The organism is Thermopirellula anaerolimosa (assembly GCF_054657335.1).
In genome coordinates this window covers 1,056,398-1,079,894 of the sequence record NZ_BAAHYX010000004.1, presented here as the reverse complement: position 1 = coordinate 1,079,894, position 23,497 = coordinate 1,056,398, and the positions used below count along the sequence as shown (strand labels likewise).

Annotated in this window: 15 protein-coding genes and 1 pseudogene; 6 read left to right on the top strand and 10 right to left on the bottom strand. The window is 61.2% G+C overall.

Going from position 1 to position 23,497, the window contains the following annotated elements:
• Positions 1-405 precede the first annotated feature (405 nt).
• A complete protein-coding gene (locus ACYQ6J_RS04630) occupies positions 406-849 on the bottom strand; it encodes a DUF1844 domain-containing protein (protein WP_460183024.1) in 444 nt (147 codons plus the stop codon).
• A 559-nt stretch (positions 850-1,408) separates the two neighbouring features.
• On the opposite strand from ACYQ6J_RS04630, the gene ACYQ6J_RS04625 reads away from it, so the two are divergent.
• Positions 1,409-2,440, top strand: coding sequence for a TIGR03009 domain-containing protein (locus ACYQ6J_RS04625; RefSeq protein WP_460183023.1), 1,032 nt, complete (start codon positions 1,409-1,411; stop codon positions 2,438-2,440).
• A gap of 47 nt (positions 2,441-2,487) precedes the next feature.
• Here the strand turns inward: ACYQ6J_RS04625 and ACYQ6J_RS04620 are convergent, their stop codons facing one another.
• The 6 genes from ACYQ6J_RS04620 to ACYQ6J_RS04595 all read right to left on the bottom strand — a co-directional run bounded on the left by ACYQ6J_RS04620 (position 2,488) and on the right by ACYQ6J_RS04595 (position 12,717).
• Positions 2,488-4,824: a PPC domain-containing protein gene (locus tag ACYQ6J_RS04620; protein WP_460183022.1), complete on the bottom strand. Its 2,337-nt coding sequence runs from the start codon at positions 4,822-4,824 to the stop codon at positions 2,488-2,490.
• Positions 4,825-4,846: 22 nt separating this feature from the next.
• A complete protein-coding gene (locus tag ACYQ6J_RS04615; RefSeq protein WP_460183021.1) occupies positions 4,847-6,265 on the bottom strand; it encodes a DUF1501 domain-containing protein in 1,419 nt (472 codons plus the stop codon).
• A 142-nt stretch (positions 6,266-6,407) separates the two neighbouring features.
• Entirely contained in the window at positions 6,408-8,009 is a 1,602-nt protein-coding gene (locus ACYQ6J_RS04610) for a DUF1553 domain-containing protein (protein ID WP_460183020.1), read from the bottom strand.
• A 563-nt stretch (positions 8,010-8,572) separates the two neighbouring features.
• Positions 8,573-9,526 (bottom strand): tRNA (adenosine(37)-N6)-dimethylallyltransferase MiaA, encoded by a 954-nt coding sequence (gene miaA / locus ACYQ6J_RS04605; protein ID WP_460183019.1) that lies wholly within the window; start codon positions 9,524-9,526, stop codon positions 8,573-8,575.
• Between the two features lie 144 nt (positions 9,527-9,670).
• Positions 9,671-11,131: a hypothetical protein gene (locus tag ACYQ6J_RS04600; protein ID WP_460183018.1), complete on the bottom strand. Its 1,461-nt coding sequence runs from the start codon at positions 11,129-11,131 to the stop codon at positions 9,671-9,673.
• A gap of 107 nt (positions 11,132-11,238) precedes the next feature.
• Complete coding sequence (locus ACYQ6J_RS04595; RefSeq protein WP_460183017.1) at positions 11,239-12,717, bottom strand: sulfatase family protein; 1,479 nt, start codon at positions 12,715-12,717, stop codon at positions 11,239-11,241.
• A 408-nt stretch (positions 12,718-13,125) separates the two neighbouring features.
• Between ACYQ6J_RS04595 and ACYQ6J_RS04590 the strand changes: the two genes are divergently transcribed.
• Positions 13,126-13,593 carry a PGPGW domain-containing protein gene (locus tag ACYQ6J_RS04590; RefSeq protein WP_460183016.1) on the top strand — a complete coding sequence of 156 codons (468 nt, stop codon included), beginning with the start codon at positions 13,126-13,128 and terminating at the stop codon, positions 13,591-13,593.
• A 184-nt stretch (positions 13,594-13,777) separates the two neighbouring features.
• On the opposite strand, the gene ACYQ6J_RS04585 is transcribed toward ACYQ6J_RS04590, so the two are convergent.
• Together ACYQ6J_RS04585 and ACYQ6J_RS04580 are read right to left on the bottom strand one after the other, a co-directional pair.
• Positions 13,778-14,380, bottom strand: a complete 603-nt coding sequence (locus ACYQ6J_RS04585) for a thioredoxin family protein (RefSeq protein WP_460183015.1) — start codon at positions 14,378-14,380, stop codon at positions 13,778-13,780.
• Positions 14,381-14,710: 330 nt separating this feature from the next.
• Positions 14,711-15,454 carry an ATP-binding protein gene (locus ACYQ6J_RS04580; RefSeq protein ID WP_460183014.1) on the bottom strand — a complete coding sequence of 248 codons (744 nt, stop codon included), beginning with the start codon at positions 15,452-15,454 and terminating at the stop codon, positions 14,711-14,713.
• Between the two features lie 505 nt (positions 15,455-15,959).
• On the opposite strand from ACYQ6J_RS04580, the gene thiC reads away from it, so the two are divergent.
• From thiC to fusA, 4 genes and pseudogenes are all read left to right on the top strand, one after another.
• Positions 15,960-17,327, top strand: a complete 1,368-nt coding sequence (gene thiC, locus ACYQ6J_RS04575; protein WP_460183013.1) for a phosphomethylpyrimidine synthase ThiC — start codon at positions 15,960-15,962, stop codon at positions 17,325-17,327.
• A gap of 7 nt (positions 17,328-17,334) precedes the next feature.
• Positions 17,335-17,715, top strand: a pseudogene (locus tag ACYQ6J_RS04570) (transposase); the annotation flags it as partial.
• A gap of 2 nt (positions 17,716-17,717) precedes the next feature.
• A complete protein-coding gene (locus ACYQ6J_RS04565) occupies positions 17,718-18,971 on the top strand; it encodes a glycoside hydrolase family 117 protein (protein WP_460183012.1) in 1,254 nt (417 codons plus the stop codon).
• Positions 18,972-19,995: 1,024 nt separating this feature from the next.
• Positions 19,996-22,104 carry an elongation factor G gene (fusA, locus tag ACYQ6J_RS04560; RefSeq protein WP_460183011.1) on the top strand — a complete coding sequence of 703 codons (2,109 nt, stop codon included), beginning with the start codon at positions 19,996-19,998 and terminating at the stop codon, positions 22,102-22,104.
• 31 nt (positions 22,105-22,135) lie between these two features.
• Here the strand turns inward: fusA and tyrS are convergent, their stop codons facing one another.
• Positions 22,136-23,428: a tyrosine--tRNA ligase gene (tyrS, locus tag ACYQ6J_RS04555; RefSeq protein WP_460183010.1), complete on the bottom strand. Its 1,293-nt coding sequence runs from the start codon at positions 23,426-23,428 to the stop codon at positions 22,136-22,138.
• Between the last annotated feature and the right edge of the window lie 69 nt (positions 23,429-23,497).

The window sequence follows — 23,497 nt, the reverse complement described above, 5'->3', positions numbered from 1 at the left end:
TTGGACCGGGCGGGAAAGCTGGATGCATGCGAGGGGGGCGGCGAATTGAGCCTAAATCTCAGGTCGCCAATTATGACTGCTATTTTAGCTGGAAATAGCCGCCGATCAATAACTCGAAAAAGATTTTGCCGAACCGAGGGAGATCGCCATCTCGGCAAGGTGCCGCGATGGCATGATGAGGTTGCCTTGGTTCGGTGGGCGGTACCCGAGCTCGTCGCACTGGAACCCGTCGTTCCCGTAAATCTCTAGCGGCAGTTGGCGGTCCGATGGACACTTTGGCAAGCGAGTTGCCGCCGGGAAATCGCACTTCTCGCACTCGGGCGGCGGTTCGCCGGCAATTTCGCGGCGGGATGGACCGTCGCCAAGGGCGGTTCGCGGGAAACGATTGAGGGGATGCGTTCCAGGTCACCCCCCGGTCGCCATCTGTGACTGGACTTGAACGAAGCCCAGTCGCAGTTCGTGCAGAATCTCTTCCAAGGCGGCGGTCTCTTCGGACGAGACGTTGCCTTGCGTGGAGCGACGAAGCAATTCGATGGTGTCGATGAGGTGTCGGGCGCGGTTGAGGCGGACGTGAACTTTGCCGGACAATGGGTCGGGCAAGGAGCCTAGGCAAGCCATGGCTTCCAGGGCCAGGATTCCCGCCAAGGAAGTCACGCTGGGAGGCGGCAGCGGGGGATCATCCTCTTGCGAGGCGGCACCCTGGGGAGCCTGTTTTGCCCGAAGTTCCTCACGTTCCCTCTCGACCCGGGCTTTCCAATCTTCATCCACGATGATCTTCTTTTCCTTGGCTGCGCCGTCCGGCAAGTCGGCCGAATGCAGGGACGACGCGACATGAGGTTCGTCGGCCATGCTGTCGTCTCCTCGTCATCTGACGAAATGAGCCTGCTCCCGAGGACCCCGCTGAGAAGTTACGCCTTATCGGCGAAAACGTAACCTCGCCGGTTGAGTTGCCCGCACTTTTGGTGAGATCTTTCCATTCGATAGTGGGGAGTAAGCCGGCCTCGCGGGTTGCCAATCCAGCATGAGTGGCAGATGCATCCGTTTCTACTATTATGCCAAGTGGGCGACATTTCGCGTCAAGCCTGTTAAGCGCCAATTTCCCATCGCCTGGCGGTTGCAAAAGTAAGGAAAATGGATGGCGGTGCGGGTGACATGTGTGAGTTGTGAACATTGCATGCTGGTCAATACGCACTGTTGCGGTGGCACCTTACCGGTTGAAATGTTCCTTCACGTTTTTCTATGTCATAGCCGCCGTATCGATCCGTAGTTTGCAAGCGAACTGCTATCGGCGGAAATCGGCCGACTTGGTACAATCCGGGGCGCCTACGGGCAGGGGCGGGATTGTGCGCCGATCTCGATGGCCGGAACCGCTCGACGCGTGAATCAGGGAGGATCAACGATGCTTGGCATGAAGACACAGCGCCGATTTCGTCCGTGGTTCGGTAGTTCCATCGGGCGAGTCGCATTGCTTGCCGTGTTGATACCGGCGGTGATTTCGGCGTGCGCGACGGCGCAGGCCCAGCAGTACGCGGCGTCTCCCGGCGTCTCAACCGGCGGCGCGCCCTCGGGATACGCCCCGCCATCGGCCGCACCCGCGCCGGGAGCAACGGCGGTTGTTCCCGGTCAGGCCGCGTCTCCGCACCCCACGCTCTTGCCGCCTCCCTTCGTCCTTTCGCCTGCCGAGCAAGCCCAACTGGAACGCGTGCTGAAGGCCTGGGAGGAGCGGAGCGCGGCGATCAAGACGTTCGAGTGCGATTTCACGCGGTGGGAATTCGATCCCGTCTCCGGGAACCCGAGCGAACCCGCGCGGATCAGTCGCGGTAAGATTCTGTACGCGGCACCGGACAAAGGGCTCTTCCGGGTCGATGAAGAGGCCCGAGAGGGACGATTCCAACCCGCCGTGCTGCCCGAGCGTTGGCTGTGCGACGGTCGATCGATCTACGAATATCGCTTCGAGACCAAGCAAGTGGTGGAGACGGTCTTGCCTCCGGAACTCCGCGGCAAGGCGATCACGGAGGGACCGTTGCCGTTCTTGTTTGGGGCGAGCGCCGAATCGCTGCTCCGCCGCTATTACATGCGGATCATCACCCCGAGCAATGTGCGGGACGAGATTTGGCTGGAAGCCCATCCCAAGTACCAGCAGGAAGCCGCCAATTTCCTGAAGGCGGAACTGATTCTGAAGCTGCCGAACATGGAGGTCTTCGCACTCCAGCTTTTCTACCCCAGCGCCCATCCCAGCACGCAGGCGAGGAAGGTCTATCAATTCGAACGGCTGAAGGTCAACGCCGTGGATCCGCTGCGAATCTTCAAGGAAGACCCGTTCAAGCCGAATCTGCCGGATCGCACTTGGTCGCAGACGGTGGAGTCTTCGTCTGCGGGGACAGGCGGAGTGGTCGCTCCCAGCGTCGGCGCTCGCCCAATGACGCAAACGCCGCGCTGAACCATGCGGTACGGAAACTGCGGTACCCCTGTGGCACCCGAGCGTCGCTACGATCGGCTACCGTTGGCGGCGTCGGCGTTTTCGGCGGTCTCCCCGGCGGGTACCACCTCGAAGGGAATCGCGGGCAGGACGCCCACGAAAATCTTGATGCTTTGATTCGAGTTAGGGCGCTTCTGCTCCGAGAAGAGTTGCAAGATCAGGTTCCCCTGCAACCCGGGAGTCAACTCAGCGGCGGCTTGAATCGGAACCGAAATCCGGTCCTGCGAAACGGATACCTTCCCGAGCGAGATGCCTTCGTTCGGCTCCAATAATTCCCACTGAAGGGCGGCGATGTTGGCGCCGCGGGCGAAGCGCGGGAGCCAATAACGAACGGTTGCGGTGCCGCCGACCGGCAGTTTGACGGGCAACGTGCCTGCGGGCGTCAAGGCCGGGGTGAAGCGCGAGCGACCGCCGACGTAGATTGTCCACGGGTCCGCCGCGACCAAGTGGCGGTAGAAGAACGCCTGCATCAAGTCGTCCGCCGCGACGGCCTGCCGCGTCACGGTGTTTCCGGCGATCACGGCTTCTCCCAGCAGACGCGGTTGAAGCGGATCGGGCGAAAAGGAGGGAGGAACCGTCACGGTCATCCGCACGCGCTCTTGGCCCGCGGGAATGCGATTGCCCGAGAGTCGCAACTCCTCGCCCGCCCCCGTCATGCTTAGCTTGATTTCGCCGTCGAAGCCGTCCTTGCGGAGCGCGTACACGTCCACCGGCACGGTGGTTCCCGGTTGCACGTTGAGACACGAAGGGACGACGCGCAATTGGAAGTCGGGCAGCGGTCGGCTGATGCGCAGGCGGTAGAGGTAATCTTCTCCGCCGCCTTGCTGCATGTCGCGAACTTCGACGCGGTATTGACCGTCCTGGGGCAGGCCCGCGCGGACGTAGGAATCCGCGTGGTGGGTCAACCAGCCGACGCCCTTGTCTTCCCAGTCATCGCCCATGGCGACCTGCCGACCGTCCGGCGCGATGAGACGCAGGAACGAGTCGACGGGCGATCCCAGACGCCGGGCCGTGATCTCCAGAACGACTTCTTCGCCCTTTTTGCCCGTGAAGGCGTAGAAGTCGTGGTCTCCCGCACGATCGATGGCGCCGTTGACCACCGTTCCGAGCGGCACGGTTTGGGCTTGGCCGGGCCCATCGTTCGGTTCTTTCTCGGCAATGTCGGGAAGGCTATCCACGGCGAAGAGGACTCGGCCGAGCGCGCCGTTCATTTGGGCCGGTGAGAGGCTGTGAATCCCCGGCGTCAACTCCGCCGCGGAAATGGTTAGGGTCCGCCGAGAGAGATTCCAACCATCCAGGCGAAACGCCCGCGTCTCTCCCTGCCGCAAGCCTGCCGGTTCGATGGCCGTGACGAAGGGAATATCGCCGACCACCATGCGATACACGAAATCCTCGCGACCGCGGAATACGGAATCCTTGATTTCCAAGACGTAGTCGCCGTCGGCCGGTATCTCGGCGCTGAGAACGGGGTCGGGGTGGAAACGATAGTCGTCCACATAGACCAATTCCTTGCCGTCCGCGGTTTGCAGGCTGAGCGTGGCTTGGAACCAACCCGGCACGGCGTCGGCTAAGTAGGGGATCAACTCCCGGGCGAAGACGACCGCCGTCAGACGCTGTCCTTTCTTGGCCGAGAAGCGGAATCGATCGACGTCCCCAGGGAGTATCTGCCCGTTGACAACGAAGGGGAGTGCTCCCGTGATATTGCACGGTTGGTCGCCTTCGTTAGGCTCCTGCTCCGAAACCTCCCGCCAAGGTCCCACCTGAAAACGCAGCGGGTTGGATATGGCGGCCGCACCCGCGACGCGGAGCAGGTAGGTACCTTGAGGAACCTCGGGCGAAACCGTGATTTCCACGATCAACCGATCGGCGATTTGCGGGTTGGGTTGCCGCTTGGGATCGTTGCGGATGCGACGGTACTCTTCCAAGGCCTTGATATCCTCGGCGGAAATGCCCGCGTCCTTGGCCACGTCGATCAAGATCGACATGTAATCGGCGGGCAGGCCCATGCGTCGCCGACGCGAGGTCTCCTCGCGGACGCGTTCCCGCAACTGCATGAGCTTCTCTTGCAAGTCGTTGACCTGTTTCTGCGTCAGCGGCTTGATGAATCGCACGACCTTGGCCTGGATGCCGTCATTCGGCAGTCCCTCGCCGGAGAAAACGATTTGCCGCACGCCGTCCAAGAATTGGCCGCCGACCGTCACTTGGAACGTCGTTCCGGACTGTCCTCCCGCGGGGTAGACGTAGCCGATGGCGGGCGTGCGTTGCTGAGCGGGTGCGACCGCTGGAAGCCAGGTCGCGACACACAACGCGGCCAGGACCGCCGTCCGGGATCGAGAAGCCTTCATCGTGGTCCTCTCCGATGGTCTGTCACAAGATTTCGCGCAAGTATCCGCAGAGCGGTTTACCGTTTTCCGGTTCGGGAGTCAGTCGGACCATGTCGCCCGAGGGATGCCGCAGCGAGGCGGTGGGGTCGATGCCGAGAAGCTGATACATGGCGGCGATGAGATCGGTGGGGTGCACGGGGTTATCCTTGGGTTCATCGCCTTTGGCGTCGGTGGAACCGACGACGTGCCCGGGCCGAAAACCTCCGCCCGCCACCAGCACGGAAAACGCCCGACCCCAGTGGTTGCGACCGCCGCTCCAAGGCGGTTCCCACAAGATCTTGGGCGTTCGTCCGAACTCCCCGCAGCACCAAACGATGGTCGAATCCAGCAGGCCGCGGTCCGACAGATCGGAGATTAGGGCCGATATTCCGCGGTCGAACTCGGGCAGTTTCCGCTGCATGATTTGGAAGTGCTGCTTGTGGGTATCCCAACCCTTGTAGTTGATCGTGATGTAGCGGACGCCGCGTTCCACCAACCGGCGCGCCACGAGACAGGATTGTCCGAACGTGTTTCGGCCGTAACGTTCGCGGACGTCGTCGGGTTCCTCGGAGGGTTCGAAGGCCTTGCCGCTGTCGCCCAGGATCAGGTCATAGGCCGTCTCCTCGGCCTTGACGAACTCCGCGATGTTCGGTTCGTCCTGCATGGCCTTGCGGAAGGTGTCCAACTTTTGCAGCAATTCCCGGCGACTATTCTGCCGTTCCGTCGTGACTGCGGTGGAGACGATCCCCTCCACGGCGGAAGGCGTGCGAGCGGGATCGCCTCCCGTGGCGAACGGTTTGTATCGCGGCCCTAGAAAGCCGGCCTCGGAAAACCGGCCTTGCGGTTCCGTCAGGACGATGTACGGCGGAATCAACCCCTGGGAGGATTGCGATTGGGCCTGGGCTTGTTGTCCTTGGAAGTACGAAACCACCGCGCCCACGCAAGGATATACGTAACGATCGCCGGGCATTCGACCGGTCTGGACGAGGTAGGAGGCCGTTTCGTGGGCATTGACCCCGTGAGCCATGCTCCGAATCACGGAGTACTTGTCCGCGATCTTAGCCAATTCCGTGAGCAGTTGACCGATGCGCAGGTCGTCCACGTTGGTCGCGATCGGCTTGTCGAGCGGTCCGCAGTAATCGTATCCGGCATCGGGTTTGGGATCGAAGGTGTCCAAATGGGCAGGTCCGCCCCAGAGCCAAATCTGAATGACGGCCTTGGCCTTTCCCCGCGGACCGTCCGCCGCGGCCTCTAGGTGCGGGGCGAAGCCCCAGGCCATGCGACTGCCCCACAAAAGGCCCGCCGCTCCGAAAATCCCACGCTGCAACACGGTGCGCCGAGCGATCGTCCGACCTTCGGCGGCTTCGCAGTTTCCGGAGCCTTCCACGGTCAACATGACGTGTGCCGGATCATCTCGCGTCATCGCACATCCTCCTCCTTCGGGAAACAGGTTGGTTTCTTCCGTATAGGCAAACGCGGCGGTAACGGCTTTCTCGGTCCGTTGGCTCGTTTGCCGCCGTCGGTTTTGACGTCAGCACGGATTCCCACCGTGTCTCGGGTCGTGCTCAGTGTCGATATAAGAACTCCGTGCTATTGATGAGGCTCCACGCGGCGTCAATGGCGACATCTCGCGCGCGGAAGCGGGATCGTCCAAGGGTTAGCAAGGCGCTCTGCTCTTCCGCGGTAGGCGGTCGCGAAAGGATAGTCATGTACAAACGACGGACGGCCGTCTCGTTCCATGAACCGTCGCGAAGCCACGCCAAGCCGGGCCCGTTCTCCAATTTGCGATAAATATGGCTCGAATTGAGCAAGTGCAGACGCTGGCCCGCCGTGAATCGCGGACTGCGTTCGTCGCTCAAACCGCTGTCTCGCGGCGGTCGCCCGAATAGCTCCAGGAACGAACTGGTGATGCTGCCGTCGGTCAGCGAGACCGCCCGCTGTCCCGGCGGAATGATCGAGTACGGTTCGGGGATCATGCTCCAGTACTCTTCACTCGTGCCCGTGATGGCGCAGATGGCGTCGATTAGGACCTCGGCCTCCAGGCGACGCACCGGATAGTAGGCGAATTGGGCTTGAGCTTGCGGATGGGAACTCCGGGGAATCGAAGAAAGCTGGTAAGTTCGCGAATTGAGGATCAAACGGTAGATGTGCCGCAGATCGTACTTGGAACGGACCAATTCGTCGGCCAGGTATTGAAGCAACTCGGGATTGGCGGGCGGATTGTCCTCCCGGAAGTCGTCCGGTTCGTGGACGATGCCCCGTCCCAAAAGCCAGGCCCAAATGCGGTTCACCGCGACCTTGGCGAAGTAGGGGTTGTCGGGTGAAATCAGCCATTCCGCGAAGACTTCCCGGGGATCCCGTCCATCCGGCAAGGGCATGCGCCGTCCGTCGGGCGTGATCCCGACCAAAGACCGGTTCGGCGTGCCGTCCGTTTTGGCGAGGGCCTGTGCCGGATCCCAGCACACAATCTCTTCTTTCCATTCTCCCGTAGGCTTGTAACCGATTTGAGCGAAGAAGGCCGCCAACCCGGCCACGCGGTCTTTCGGCCATTTTTCGGCTCGAGCGCCGAGAAACGTCAGGGCCACGGTTTGGGCGATTCCCTCCGGACTGCGGTCTTGCATGGCACGGTAGAAATTGACCGGCGGTACGCGGAAGTTGCTCCCCGACGCCGTCAATAATTCCCGCGCGAATTGGTCGTAGGGCATGTTCTGCAAAACGGCGGTTCGCACCCACTTGCCGTAGGACTGAACCGCGTTGGGCCAAAGATTAATGGGAAACTCGGATTTGATGCGGAGGAGATCGCCCCAGCGCATGGCCCAATAATCGGCGTAGGCATCGGTGCCAAAGAGCGATTCGATCAGCCTTTCCCGTTTGGTGGGGCTATTATCGGCGAGGAATTCCCCCACAGCCTCCGCCGAGGGAAGTGTTCCCGTCAAATCCAGATAGACCCGGCGAATGAAGACGGCATCGGAGCAGAGCGGCGAAGGCGTAATGCCCAGCGCTTTCCATTTCGCCGCCGTCAGTTCGTCGATGCGATTCACCGGGACGAATTGGCCCGCTGATTCGAAGGGCGCGATGATCTCGTCGGGACGAGGCTCGCCCAGCCCTGCGGAGTTCCAGCCAACGGCGCACGCCGGCAAAAGCACGCAGAAAAGAATTCGACTCATGCAATTCATCCTTTGCGTCGCCCTGCGGTCGGTCCGAGCAAGCGTCGGATGCCAACCGAGCGCGGACGATGGAGGTTTACGCCGGAGCGTTTGGGTTCCTGTTTTGATCTCCATCGAGTGAGCCACGTCGGGTATGCCGCCGGGATTTCGTCGACAAGCTTCAACGTTGTTCGGGACGTCCCGAGGACTCGCGAGTCGGCAGCCCGGGGTATCCGCGACGCGACAAGCCTTGCCGATCCGGGGAATGAGTTGCGGCGATCATCCCCCACTGAAGCGGCACCGCCGATTCAATATTTATCCCTCCCGTGAGGGGGGGCTGCCCGTCGTTCATCAGCCACCGCCGTGCGCCGACCTGCGCCTCCGGTTCCCAAAGAATGAATTATCGTTCAGCTTGGTATCCCCTGGCTTCCAGCCCGATTAGCGTTCGTTCTCTATGATCAAATAGCCGGTTATCCGGCCGGCGCACGATGAGCTGGCATGGGAACGGGCAACCAAAGGTGGCGCAATTCCGATCGGCTTTCGCGAACCGGTCTCAATATCCGTGCCTGAAGAAGTGACCTCAACTAAAACCCCATCCGAAGAAGGGTATATTCTGCTATTTCTTCGGGGGTCTGTCCCGGATCGACGGAAATCCTTTCCAGTTCTTCCAAGTGCCGGAACCACGTCAACTGACGTTTAGTAAATTGCCGTGTCCGCAGTTGGACCTCGGCGACGGTTTCCTCGAGCGATCGCCGCCCGTGAAGAAACCGGATGACCTCTTGGTAGCCCAATGCCCGGGATGCCGTCGGTCCCAGTCCGTTGGGGTGGCTGATGAGTCGGCGGACCTCTTCCACCAAACCTTGCGCGAACATGGCGTTGGTGCGCCGCTCGATCCTGGAGTACAACAGGTCGCGGGGTGGATCGAGTTGAAAAACGCGGCCAACCGCCTCGGGACGGGGGATGTCGAATTGCGATTGCAGTCGGCTGATGGGCTGCCCCGTGGTCTCGTAAACCTCAAGGGCGCGAATGATCCGCCGCTGATCGTTTGGATGCAACTTTGCCGCGGCTCGAGGATCGACTTCGGCCAACCGACGGTGCAAAAAGCCGGGCTGTTCATGGGCGGCCTGGGCCTGAAAACGCTGACGCAGCGAGGGATTCGCAGGCGGCCCCTGAAAAACGCCGCGGAGAATCGCCTTCAAATAAAGCGGCGTGCCTCCCACGAATAAGATCGGCTTACCTTTCCCGCGGACCCGTTCCACGGTCGCGGCGGCGTCTTCCAGGTATCGCGCAAGGCTGTATTCCTCCCAGGGATCGACCATGTCGAGCAAGTGATGGGGGACGCGGCGGCGCATTCCTTCGTCCGGCTTGGCCGTGCCGATGTCCATTTCCCGATAGACCGCCATGGAGTCCATGGACAAGATTTCGGCCCCAAGACGCTCGGCCAGCAAGACGCCGACCTCGGTCTTCCCCGACGCGGTCGGTCCGGTCAAGAACCAACAGTTCTCCAGCGATATCCGGAATTCGCGCGGCGATTCCATCCAAGGTCTCTTGTGGGTTCCGGTATTCAATCGGACCGACTGCCGCCTAATGCCCAGTGTATTGACGTTGAGAGTAGGCGGGAACGCCTCACGGGCACGGTTCGCGCGAAGGCTTCACGAAAGGAGCGACGCGGAACTCGGAGATCAAGGCTTGGCGGTCGGGCGTAGGCGGAGCATGACATCACCGACTTGGGAGGTCTCCGGCAGAGAAAACTCGATCCGGGTACACTGCCCATACCGAGGGTGGACCATCGCCTGCCGGGTCTTCAGCTCAACGCCCGGCGCGGTCTCCACCGCGAAGGTTCTTCCCGGCAGCGTCCACCTATCGGCTGTGATGGCGTCGTCGTGCAGGCCGAAGTTGTTGATGTAGAATTCCATCGTATCGCTTCCCTCCGCCCGTTTCAGGATGAGCGAGTCCCCGACGATCTCGGGAGTGACGCCGATACTCAATCCGCTCAAAGAGAGCCAGCGAACCCAGCCCGTCTCCGTTTGGATCCAGTGGATGACTGCCGGGTGGTGTTGGTCCCAACTGCGACGCAGGGCGCCCGCACCCATCATCCAATCTTCTGCGAGGACGGCCCGGACCTCCGTATTGTCGAAGCGTCGTTCGAGGTTCCGAGGTCCCTGGAAGGACCTTAAATGCGGCAGCGCGTCGTCCGGTACGCACGAACCCAACAAGGCGAAGATCGGTCCGTAAATCCGCTCCCCACGATGCGATGCGGAGGGGGGCGAGGGCCAGGGAGCGAGTCGCGGGTCATCCACCGTCAGGGCGATCCAAAGGCCCAGCAGAGCGCAATAACGGTTCATGTCGACGCCGTAGGCCCGAACGTAGGGGCCGCACAAGTTTTTCATGCCCGCGTGGTAAAACGCGGCGATGTCGCGCCAAAGCGCGGCCTCCATTTCCGCTCCCATCTCCCGCATCTCGGCTGTAGAGGCATATTGTCGCCAGAGGCTGAGGGCCATCAGGTCGGGGCCGTAATAGGTCGGGGAGTTGTACTCGTCGAACGATCCATGTTGCCGGAAGAGGCGATAGACGGCGGTCGCCCGTTCCCCTGCGGTATGGGAGAGGTCTTGGCGACCGTGATGCCGAGCCACCCAATCCAGCAGGAAGGCGTTCATCAAGGCGATGTTCGTGTAGCCGGGACCGACGCGGCGCGCGGCCGCTCCCTCCGCCGCGCGGTCCAAGGCGACAATGATCGCCGAGTTCAGGTCCTCGGTCAGACGATCCGCAAAAAGCTCTTGGATCAAACACAGCCCGCAACCGACGAATTCCCGCCAATTCGGGTCGTGGTCGGTCTCGTTGGGGCGAGTCCTCCAGACCCCGAATCGCGGGGAGCCTGGCGGATCGTCGTATTGCATGGACAGGACCCAGCGGAGCGTCTTTTCCGCAACGAGGCGGTCGCCCGGGGCATCGCGCCACAACAGCCCCAGGGCGATATACGCGGCTCCCCGGGTACCGTACGAGGTGGCGGCCTCAGGCTCTCCCGACCGTGCGGCGGGCGGCAAGACCGCTTCGACCAGCGCGCGGCGGAATCCCGGTTGGGGATACGGGGGAATTTCGGTTGCCGGCGCCGCCGTGCCGAAACACGCCGATACCAAAACCATCGCGATCGGGACCCGAAAGGAGACCGATACAAGGCGGCCAACCCTCGGCAGTGCCCGCGCGTTAAGGTTTCGCGGCATCCCGTCCTTACGATTCGCGAGAATGCGAGTCACTGCGTCTCCTCGCCGTTCAGACTCTGCAACACCGAACGCTGCCACGCCTCCAGGGCTTGGGCCATGCGTTGCACGCGATCAGTATCTTGCTCGGCCAGGTTCGTCGTCTCGGCGGGATCCTGCCGCACGTCGTATAGTTCCCAGGTCACGCCGCCGTTTTTTTGGGGAATGCGGTGCAGCTTATAGGGCCAGTCCAACCAGGCCGCGTGACCGGGAGAGACGTCATCGGGGTATCGCTTTGCGGGAAGCGACTCTTCCTTCGGCGGCGGTGAGGCCGGTTTTTCGCCGGTCTGTTCAGCCAGGAGGTCGGCCAAGATGCTCTCGCTGGGGGTTGCGATTCCCTTCTCCGGATAGACCCAGAATCCCAGCGGTTTTTCGCGGTGAGAATCGGTGATGCGATCTTCCAATAAGCGGCGGAGGCTGATTCCGTCCAGGACGCGGTGGGGCGGGGCGATGCCGGCCACGTCCGCCACGGTTGGCAGAATGTCCACGGTGCCGCAAGGAAAGTCGCTGACGCGGGGACGGGTGATTACTCGCGGCCATTCGATCACGCACGGTACCCGGAGGCCGCCTTCCCACAGGGTGCCCTTGCGACCGCGGAGTCCGCCCGTCGAGCCTTGGGGAATGGCGCCATTGTCGCTGGTGTACCAAAACAGCGTGTTTTCCTCAACTTTGCAGTCGCGGAGGGTCTGCCGCAGCAGTCCTACCGCCCGATCCAGGGCCGTGATTTCTCCCAGAAAATCACGTACCGCTGCCGGTTGATCGGCGTACAGGTTGCGGTCTTCGTCTAGGGCGTGGTGTGGCGCGTGCGGGGAACCGAACCATACAACCGCCAAGAACGGGCGTCCGTCCGCCACTGCTTTGCGAATGAATTCGTCGGCCGCTTCGGCCGCAATGATCGAACCGTCGCCCTGCTTGCGGACGATGGTGCCCTGGTCGCTCATCAAGGGGTTCAGGTCGTAAAAGTTGGGAGTGGAAAGCCACCGCTCGAAACCCATGGCCCCGGGAGATAGGCGACTGTCTTTCCGCACGGCCCCCAGGTGCCACTTGCCGAAATGGCCCGTGGCATAGCCCGCCTGTTTCAGTAGTTGCGCAACGGTGACCTCGTCGGGACGCAGGGTGTGTCCCCAGGAGAAGCATCCGAAGCGGTTCGGGTGTCGCCCGGTAAGAACGCTGCCGCGCGTGGGCGAGCAGACCGGCGCGGCGGCGTAGAACCGATCCAGCCTCAGCCCCTCCCTCGCCATGAGATCGAGATTGGGCGTTTTGAGCACGGGATGACCGTTGTAACCCACGTCCCCCCAGCCTTGGTCGTCCGCCATGCAAAGCACGATATTCGGCGGCGGAGCGGACTCCGCGCCCGTTATTCCGCGGATCGGCCAAATCACCAGGCAAATGATCAGAGCGGCGAAACCGGTTTTCCAATATTCGCGCCGAGGATAGGAGCACACGAAACGGCGGTGACGGATTCTGCACATGAAGGACGCCCTCCCCATCGCAAAAGATTCTCACCGGCCGATGTCGCGCAAATTCCGCGGAAAGTGATTCCCGTCCATCGGCGCCCGGCGGAATCACCGCCGTGGTGCAGTCGGGATTCGGGCGGGAAGCGACTCGACCCTTCACTCGATCCAGCCGATCATGGATGGTTTGCGACGCGGTGTCAAGTTTCTGTTTCGGATGCAGGAATCCGGAGAGTTCGGATGCCGGGCAACGCCGCGTACACGACCGACTATGTGCGGGGCGATAAACGGGACGCCGGTAATGCCGGCCGGTACGACTTGGCGCGGGCATTCCGCGTGCCGCTACAATGCCGGTAGGCGGCTTTGGGCGATGGGTTTTCCGCTAGTCCGAGGTAATCGTGGGGCAAAGAGTGAAATTGAGTCCTTATGAAATCGGCCGACTCCGAAAGGACGCATGAAGAACACGTTGGCGAGCCGGAAACGGTTTTGCCGACCGCGGTTTCCTCGCCGTCGGATACCGGCCTGGTAACCGAAGCGAAGGCCGAGGACGAAACGCCGCGGATTCTGGGTGCGGCTTGGGCGGTCCGCTGGGTCGTCAAGTACGGCTATCGCATGGTGCGGCGCGTGGTCGTTGCCGTGGTGGGGTTTTCGGTCCTGCTGGTGGGGTTGGTGATGGTGATCGGTCCGGGACCGGCGGTGGTGGTGATCCCACTGGGTCTCGCCATCCTGGCCGTGGAGTTTCGCTGGGCGCGGCGGTTGCTCCGCTATTGTCGGCAGCGACTCCAGTCCGGCATCCACGACCTGGCCCAACGGACCGGAATGACCACGAAATCCACGGAAAAAGACGACGAGAATTCAACGGGCGAAAAGTCGCGCCGTAATTGCGGGGCCTGATCGTGCCGCGAGACGTGGCCTTCGCGGTGAGTGGCGCATGCCCCGCTGAGAACAAAAAAGCGTGCCGAGCGAAACAATTACTCGGCACGCCGTAGAAATCACCGGGTCGGCGATCAACGGTTCGATTCGGCCCGATCAATGCGGATCCCGCAAATGACCGACGAGTCGCCCGAGGGGAGAATTGTCATTCGTACTTGATGGAGCAACCAAATGCCTTGGAGTGCGTTACCGCAGGAGTCTTGCCTTCCAGCAGGGCGTTCAAGGCATTTCGAAGGTAGTGCTGCTTCACTTCCTTTTCCTTGATGTTGTCGTCGATCGCGCCCACGTAGGCGACCTTGCGGTCTTTGTCGAGCACGAACACGTGCGGCGTGACCGCGGCCCCGTAATCGCGGCCGATCTTTTGGGACGAATCGTAGAGATACGGGAAGTTGAAACCCTTCTGCTTGGCGCGAATCTTCATCTGGTCGAGGCGATCCGCCGGCAGATTGTTGACGTTTACCGCCACCACCTGGACGCCCTTGTCCTTGTAATCGCGCTGCAAGGCGACGAGGCGGTCTTCGTAGGCCACAGCCACCGGGCAGTGATTGCACGTAAAGACCAGCACCACGATTTCGGCCTTGGAGTAATCGGCCAGGGAGTGCTGCTTGTCATCGATGCCGATGATTCCCGACCAATCGGGAGCCTTGGCCCCGACCTTGATCTCCTCCGCCACGGCACAGGAAGTCAAGACGCAAATTCCCAGGGCGAACAGTCCGCCGAACAACATTCCACTGATTTTCCGCGACATGACACGATCCTCCTTCTCAAGTGACAACAAGCGGCCATATGCTTCGAGGCCCTGTTAGAGGGCGTTAACGCAGGATCGAGCGTTCGATCGACGCGACTCCGGAAGGGCGAGCAAACATTTTGCCCGGTCGGACGACGGAACGCCGGAAGGGCAGACCAACTGCTCCAAGTTGATTGGCAAGGTATTGTTAATCGTCGATATTTACCAGGCAATCCCTCCAAATGGTGGAGCGACCACTAACTCCGAAGCTATGCGCACATCGCGGCCTCACTGAATAACGGCAAGTTTAGAGTTGGCTGATGGTTTTGGATGGGACCGCGCCGGCGAGACTCAGGCGGTTTTATCGGCGGTCACATCACCACGCGACGAGACGCTGATCTCTCGCAAGGGGTTGGCGGTTCCCGCCGCTTGCCGGGCCGCCTGCGCAATCCTTAGAAGACCGCCGCAGCACGGTACCGACATCCGGAGGATGGTCAGCGAACGAATTCCTCCGTGTGATAGGATCGCCGCCAACTTCTCGGTGTAGCCGCGAGTGTCGTCCAGTTTGGGGCAGGCCGTCAGGCAGACACCGTCGCCGACGAATCGCTCGTGGAAATCCATCACGGCGAACGGGACACAGTTGGCGACCAACAGAACGTCGGCGTTTCGGAAGAACGGGGCCGTGGGTGGAACCAAATGGAGTTGAATCGGCCAGTTTTTCAGACCGGGGGAGGATGAATCCGTGCGTTCGCGGGGCGTCACGGGAACGGCGGACGGTGCTGAAACAGTTGGATCGGTTGGGGCGGAGTCGGTCGATAGGACGGCCAAAGTCAGCATTTCGCCGCCCGGGCACGCGGATCGCTTTTGCTCGTGCACCAGCCGTTCGTCGAATTCGTCGGCCTCGCGCTCGGTGATGGTGATCGCCCCTTGCGGGCAGTGCCCTAAACATGCGCCCAAACCGTCGCAAAGGGCATCGGCTACTAGTCGGGCCTTGCCGTTGACGATCCGAATGGCCCCTTCCGCGCACGAGGGAATGCATTCACCGCAACCGTCGCATTTGTCTTCGTCAATATGAACGATTTTTCTTCGCGGCATGGCGGGCCAAGCTCCGACGAAATGGGTCGCCTTCACGGATGCATTGGGGCCGAAACCCCGGACCGAATCAGGCGACCGGTTGTGCCCCGGGCGGTCGAAAAATCCCGGGCCGTCGAGCCTGAATCCGCTGCCCGGCGACCCTGCAACCGATATATTAAATATTACAATCGGAGGCGATATAAATCACTATGGTTGCTCGGCCTTTCCGGGGTCGATGTTGCGTGCGTCCGTGGAGGCGGCGACGCCGACGCCGCCTTGCCAGGATCGTCGCCCGGCCCGTACTGTGATGGATAAATTGGGGCGGTATGAGACACACGCGTGCGGCGGTCCCTCGCAAACGACCGCAAAACATGGTCCAATGCAAGTCTTGCAAGGATGTCGCTAAATTGCCGGAGTCGGCGGTTTCGGCGAAGGATGCCTTGGAGATGATGGGTTTTGAGTAGTGATCGATAGTCGACCGGAAACGACTCGCTCGGCGAGTTCATACATGCCATAGGAAGATAGGATGAGGACGCAAATCGAAGCTGCCCGATCGGGTGATATCACGCCGGAAATGGAATTCGTCGCCAAGTCGGAAGGACTGACCCCGGAGCAAGTTCGCGAAGAGGTGGCGCGGGGTAGAATGGTCATTCCCGCCAACCGCGTGCATTTGGAAAAGGGGTTGAAACCGATCGGTATCGGGATTGCCTGCCGCACCAAGATCAACGCCAATTTGGGCAACTCGGCCCTGCAAAGCGATTTGCATTGCGAACTCGACAAGGTGCTCTGCGCGGTCGGTCTGGGTGCGGATACCGTGATGGATCTTTCGACCGGTAAGGATATCAACCGCATTCGGGAGCATATCATCGCGGCCTCGCCGGTTCCGGTAGGAACCGTGCCGATTTACCAGGTTGTCGAAGATATCCCCGACATCGCCGACATGACGGTCCGGCAATTCCTGGACGTAGTCGAGCTTCAGGCCTCGCAAGGGGTGGATTACATGACCATCCATTGCGCCCTCTTGCGGGAGCATTTGCCGTTGGTGGAGGGACGGGTGACGGGCATCGTCAGTCGGGGCGGTTCGTTGATCGCCAAATGGATGGCGGTTCACGGCGAACAAAACCCTCTATATACCCATTTTGACGACCTTTGCGACATCATGCGTCACTATGATGTCACGTGGAGCCTGGGTGATGGATTGCGGCCCGGTTCTTTGGCCGACGCGAGCGACGAAGCCCAGTTCGCCGAATTACGGGTGATGGGCGAGTTGGGGCGGAGGGCGCGAGAACGGGGTTGCCAAGTGATGATCGAAGGGCCTGGCCACGTGCCCATGGATCAAATCGAAAGGAACATCCGCATCCAACAGGAGTGGTGCGACGAGGCCCCGTTCTACGTGCTGGGCCCGCTGGTGACCGACGTGGCGCCCGGTTACGATCACATCGCAAGCGCCATCGGTGCGGCGATGGCGGCGTGGTACGGGGCTGCAATGCTCTGCTACGTCACGCCGCGGGAGCACCTTGGACTGCCGAATTTGGAAGATGTTCGGCAAGGCGTGGTCGCGTACAAGATTGCGGCCCACGCCGCGGACGTTGCTCGGAGGCGACCCGGCGCTCGGGATTGGGATGACGCCTTGAGTCGTGCTCGATTTCGCTTCGACTGGGAGGAGCAATTCCGCTTGGCGATCGACCCCGAGACGGCGCGGCGGATGTGGCAGGAGACGGCCCGCCCCGGCACGAGCACCACGAGCAAGTACTGTAGCATGTGCGGGCCGAAATTCTGCTCCATGCGTCTTTCGCAAGATGTCGTTGACTTGCGAAAAGAATCCGACTCGTCCCAAGACATGGATGAATCGTCCTGTGCTTCGGAGGAAGTGGCACGGCGGATTCCTACCTAACAGCGCGCATGACAAACGCTTGGTCGCGGAAACCCTGAAGAGCATCCCGGTGGAACGACCGCCACGCACGCCAGGCAAGAGGCAATACCTCTGTGCCGAAAAGGGATACGACTATCCGGACATTCGGGAGTTGATCGCCGCGTGGGGCTACACCGCCCAAATCCGGTCTCGGAGAGAGGAGTGCGCCGCCCGCAAGACGATTCCGGGCTATCGAGCCAGACGTTGGATTGTCGAACGCATGTATTCCCGGCTCAACCGCTTTCGGCGAGAATAGATATAATAGGAGAAAAACGTCGCAAACTACCTCGCCTTTCTCCATTTCGCCTGCGCGTGGGTCACATTCCGCGCCGCCGGCATTTCGGGACAGACTCTAACGGGAAAGGGCTAACCATGAAAAGTGTCCGGTATCTCTGTGTTATGATCCTGTATTGGGTCGGTTCCAATGCCTTCGCCCAAACGGCGGGTTTTCCGTACAAACTTCCGGACAAGAAACCGGATCGACCGTTGAGTGTGGCGATGCAGCGACTCTACGACGATTACCTCGCGCCCACGCCCGAGGCGAATGAACTGTATTCGACCTTCAAGTTCACGCCGTTGGACGGTTTCGATTACCAAGGCGGCGACGGTACGATTACCCGGCGCGACCCTTCCAAGATCATCCGGGCCAACGGCAAGTACTATGTCTGGTACACGCATCGCCGGACGCCCACGCCGCCCCGCGGGCCCGCCTTGGCCACCGACACGATCCCTTCGACCGATTGGGACCTGGCAGAGATCTGGTATGCAACCAGCGAGGACGGCTTCACTTGGCGCGAGCAAGGAGTGGCGATCCCGCGTCCAGCGAAACCGCACCCCGGTTGGCGTTCGGTCAGCACGCCCGACATCCTCGTCTGGAAGGGAAGGTACTACCTGTATTACCAGGGCTTTCTGGAAATTTCCGGAAAGCGGGGCGACGATTGTCCGGTAACTGCGTCCGTAGCCGATTCACCGGATGGACCGTGGCAGCCGTGCAACAAGGTTGTCATTCCCAACGGTGCGCCGGGCGAGTGGGATCAGTATTCGATCCACGATCCTTATCCGCTCGTCTACAAAGGGAAAATCTACCTCTACTACAAGTCCGATTTCAACGACGCCGATCCGCGAGTGCGCGCCCACGGACTGGCTACGGCGGACGATCCCTTCGGCCCGTTCACCAAGCACCCGTTGAACCCGATTATGAACTCCGGCCACGAAACGACGCTGTTTCCGTTCATGGGCGGCATCGCGGCCTTCGCCATTCATAATGGCTTGGAACACAACACGATTCAGTACGCTCCCGACGGGGTGAGTTTCAAGATTGCGGCCGTCTCCAGTCTAATGCCGGTTGCCGCCGGACCGTACGTACCCGACGCCTTTACCGACACCAAGGACGGGCGCGGGATCACCTGGGGGCTGTGTCACATCACGGATGTCGGCGAACGCGATAAACGCTACAGCATCCTGGCCCGGTTCGACTGCGACCTGAGCCGTGACATGAACGATCCGGCGATGAAGCAGACGGACCTGTACCTTAAGCCGGACGCCTATTTCTCGCAGGGGCTGAGTAGACAACAGCGTGAACAACGCGCGAAAACCGCCGCCGACGGCGCGAAGGAGCAACCATGACGGCGACAACGCCGTTGTCAGAATCATGAGCCGGCGTCTGCTCATTCGCGGCATGCTCGTCGGGTCGGTCTTGCCGTCCTTTGCCGAGGCATCGTTCCTTCCATAAGTCTGCCGACGAAAAAAGAGATGACCCTTTTTCTGATGATTTCAGCGGCACATCGCATTTCGGGTTTCTGACGGATGGGCGGATCTTGGCAGGGTTGATGCGAGTGACCGGCGGGAAGTTCGCACCGTCAGTTACCGCAAACGGCTGACCGAAGGTCGGCGGATACTCCTCTTTCGGCAGCGATTCGCCTCCGCCGAATCCGAGATTCCCGCTCGCCAAGCCTTCACTAACCGGTTCTACAGCGTCCGATTCATCCGTTCCGCAGGTCCCTTGGCTCGCGGCCTGTGGGGGCGGATGAGGCGCACCCCCAATGAGCGGACGAACTGCATCGAGGTTTCTCCGCCGCCAAGCATTCCGCCGCCAACGTCGGCCCGTAGCGTCCGTACTTCTTCCGATACGGCGTCAACGCCTACTCCTTCACCGCCGGGGCCGCTTGGCGATTGGACGCTCGACACGGCAACGGGTGCACCAATGATCCCGCCGCCCCCAACGCCTGATGGTGCGCCCACGATAGCTTGGTCTGCCGGTAGCCCATCCCCCAATATCCCGCTCGCCTTCCCCCGGCTGAAGACATCCAGCCTTGACCGCTCCTTCCCACTCACGCGTCATGTCTCCATCGGCCCACCTTTCAGAGGGTGGTCGGATGTGGTTATGTTTAGGCTGCAAGGGGGAAATTTCTATTCGTGGGTAACAGCGATCCGGAAAGATGCCGTCTTGTCATTCGGACTGCCGCGTTACAATGGACGTAGCGGCGGATTCCGGCGCCTTTTCAGCCGGTTGCGTCGTAATTTCACGGTCTTTGGATTGGACCGTTTTCGCGGCGACGGGTAGAATGGATGGTTTCGCGCTCGCCCTTCGGAACGGGCGCCGTCGGTCTTTACTTAAACTTACAGGTGGCTTGGCTGCAACGGTTACTTTATGGGTTTCGATAGGCACGACATCGACAATACCCGAAACATCGGGATCTCTGCGCATATCGACTCGGGGAAAACCACCCTGAGCGAGAGGATTTTGTATTACTCCGGACGGATTCACCGCATGGGCGAGGTCCGCGGCGAAGGTCCCGGCGCCACTATGGACTACATGGACCTGGAGCGGGAACGGGGGATCACCATCACCAGTGCCGCCACCTCGGTTTCATGGTTGGGGAAGAAGATCAACTTGATCGACACTCCGGGCCACGTCGATTTTACGGTGGAAGTGGAGCGGAGCCTGCGCGTCTTGGACGGCGCAATCCTGGTTCTCTGCGCGGTGGGCGGCGTGCAAGCACAGTCGCTGACCATCGACCGGCAAATGCGTCGCTACCACGTCCCCCGCTTGGCCTTCATCAACAAGATGGACCGCGTGGGCGCGGACCCCTTCAAGGTCGTCAAACAGTTGCATGATCGACTGGGTTGCGACGCGGTCCTCATGCAGTTACCGATCGGTCGTGAATCCAATTTCCAGGGCGTGATCGACCTGGTGACTCAAGAGGCGGTCTATTTCGACGGCGAAGAGGGCGAGCAGGTTCGTCGCGAACCGGTGCCCGACGCCATGCGCGACGAAATGCTCTCGGCCAGGCGCCAGATGCTGGAATCGCTGGCCATGTACAGCGACGAACTTCTGGAGGTCTTGTTGGCGGAGGAGGAACCGTCGCTGGATTTGATTTATCGCGTGGCCAAGGAGGCCGTGTGCAGCCTGCAATTGACGCCCGTGTTTCTGGGTTCGGCTTTCAAGAATAAGGGCGTTCAGCCGCTGCTGGACGCGGTTGTGCGCTTGCTGCCTTCCCCTGCCGAGACTGAAGTCAAGGCGATTCCGCCGGGCGGTACCGATCCCACCCTCGCGCTTGCCGCCGACCCCGACCAACCTCTGGTGGCGATGGCCTTCAAGTTGGTGGAAGATCCCTACGGGGCCTTAACGTTGTTTCGCATCTATCAGGGGTGCATCGTCAAGGGCGAGTCGTACTTCAATCAACGAACCGGCAAGCGGGAACGCTTCGGCCGGATCGTCCGATTGCACGCGGACAAGCGGGAAGAGATCGAGGGGGCGGGGCCGGGCGACATCGTGGCCGTCTTGGGCATCGATGCCGCCAGCGGCGACACTTATTCCTCGGTCGCGAACTTCGGCACCTTGGAGAGCATGTTCGTTCCCGAACCGGTCATCAAAATGGCCATCATGCCGGTGGAGCGGGGCGGGGCCGATCGCCTTGCCAAGGCCTTGTCGCGATTCCGCCGCGAGGACCCCACGCTGCAAATCCTCACCGACGACGAGAGCGGAGAGACCTTGATCGCCGGAATGGGCGAGTTGCACCTCGATGTCTACGTGGAACGTCTCCGCCGCGAATACAAGGTGGAGGTAGTGGTCGGCGCCCCGAAGGTCAACTACCGCGAGGCCCCCACGCAGGCCGCCGAATTCAACGTCCGACACCGCAAGCAGACCGGCGGTTCCGGGCAGTATGCGCACATCGTCGGTCGCATGGAACCGCTTCCCGAGGATGCGGAAGAGAGCTTCGTGTTCGAGGAGTCGATAGTCGGCGGACGCATCCCGAAGCAGTACATTCCGGCGATCGAAAAGGGGTTGCGGTCTTCGCTGGAGAAGGGACCGCTGGCGGGTTATCCCATCGTCGGTTTGCACGTCCTGGTCGAGGACGGTTCGTACCACGAGGTGGATAGCTCGGATTTGGCCTTCCAGATTTGCGCTCAAACGGTGATGCGGGAGACCTTCCCGCGAACGCAACCGGTCCTCTTGGAGCCGATCATGCGGATCGAGGTCGAATGTCCCGAGTCTTGCCAAGGGAACGTGGTGGGCGACCTCATCGGGCGGCGAGGGCTGATCACCGGTTCGACCGTCATGGGACCGATCGCTCGCATCACCGGCGAGGTGCCTTTGGCCGAAACCTTCGGCTACGCCACCGTGCTGCGGAGCTTGACGCAGGGGCAGGCCACGTTTTCGATGGAGTTTTGCCGGTACAAGCGCGTGCCGGTCTCGGTTCAGGAAGAGATCGTCGCGCAGCGTCGTAAGCGTCAGATCGCGGCGGTCGGTTCTTGATGAAGGCCGCCGATCCGGTCCCGGTGCGTTCTCACGATTCAAACCGCAAAATGGCGTAACGCTTCTTTCCGGCTCGAAGGACTACGGCGGCGTCCGCCACCAGATGATTCGCGGTGAGTCTCGCGTCCAAGTCTCCCACGCGGACGTTGTTCACGTAGGCGCCGCCTTGCTGGATGACGCGTCGGGCGTCGCTCTTATTCTTGGCCAAGCCCGCCGCGCATAGGGCGTCGATCAAGGGCATGCCGTCGCCTTCCAAGGCCCCTCGGGCGGCGGTACTGCTGGGAACGTCGGCGAAGATTTCGTCCAACTCTCGGGCGGAGATCTGCTCGATGGGAGCGCCGAAGAGGACTTCGGTCGCCTTTTCGGCGGATCCCAAGCCTTCTTCGCCGTGAACCAACCGGGTCAACTCCGTCGCCAACGTGCGTTGTCCCAACCGCTGCTCGGGGGCGGACCGATGCCGGGCGACGACCTCGGATATCGCTTCGACCGATAGGTCCGTGAAATACTTCAGGCACTGTTCGACCAGATCATCCTCCACGTTGATCCAGTATTGATAGAAGCGGTAGGGGCTGGTCTTGGCGGGGTCGAGCCAAAGCGCGCCGGACTCGGTCTTGCCCATCTTGCTGCCGTCGCTCTTCGTCAAGAGCGGGCAAGTCAGGCCGTGAAGCTGAACCCCGTGCAGGCGTCGGGCGAGGTCGATTCCCGCCGTAATGTTACCCCACTGGTCGCTTCCTCCCACCTGCAACTCACACTCGTACTCGCGAAACAGATGAACGAAGTCGTAGGCCTGAAGGAGCATGTAGCTGAACTCGGTGTAGCTCAGACCGGCGTCGCTCCGCTCCAGTCGCTGGCGGACCGAATCCTTGGTGAGCATGACGTTGACGGGAAAGTGCTTGCCCACCTCGCGCAGGAACTCCAAGTACCCGAAACGACCCATCCAATCGTAATTGTTCAGAAGGAGGGCGGGGTTGGCGGGGACTTGGAAGTCAAGAAAACGGCGAAGCTGTTGTTCCACGCAGCGGACGTTGTGGCGCAGTTGCTCTTCGGAGAGGAGTTTGCGTTCTTCGCTCTTCCCGCTCGGATCGCCGATCATGCCGGTGGCCCCGCCGATCAGGGCGATCGGCCGGTGGCCCGCCTTTTGAAACCGCCGCAAGATCATCAAGGCCATCAGATGACCGACATGGAGGCTGTCCGCCGTGGGGTCGAAACCCGCGTACAGCGTCCGCGACTTTTGCATAAGCCAAGACGCCAGACCGTCGTCGTCCGTCGTCTGGTGGATCAACCCGCGGAGACGCAAATCCGCTACTACGTCGAAGTTGGGCATGGTTGCTGGACTCATCTCGATATGAAACGCCGAGAATCGGCCCTGAAAAACGTCTCTTGAAGAAACTCC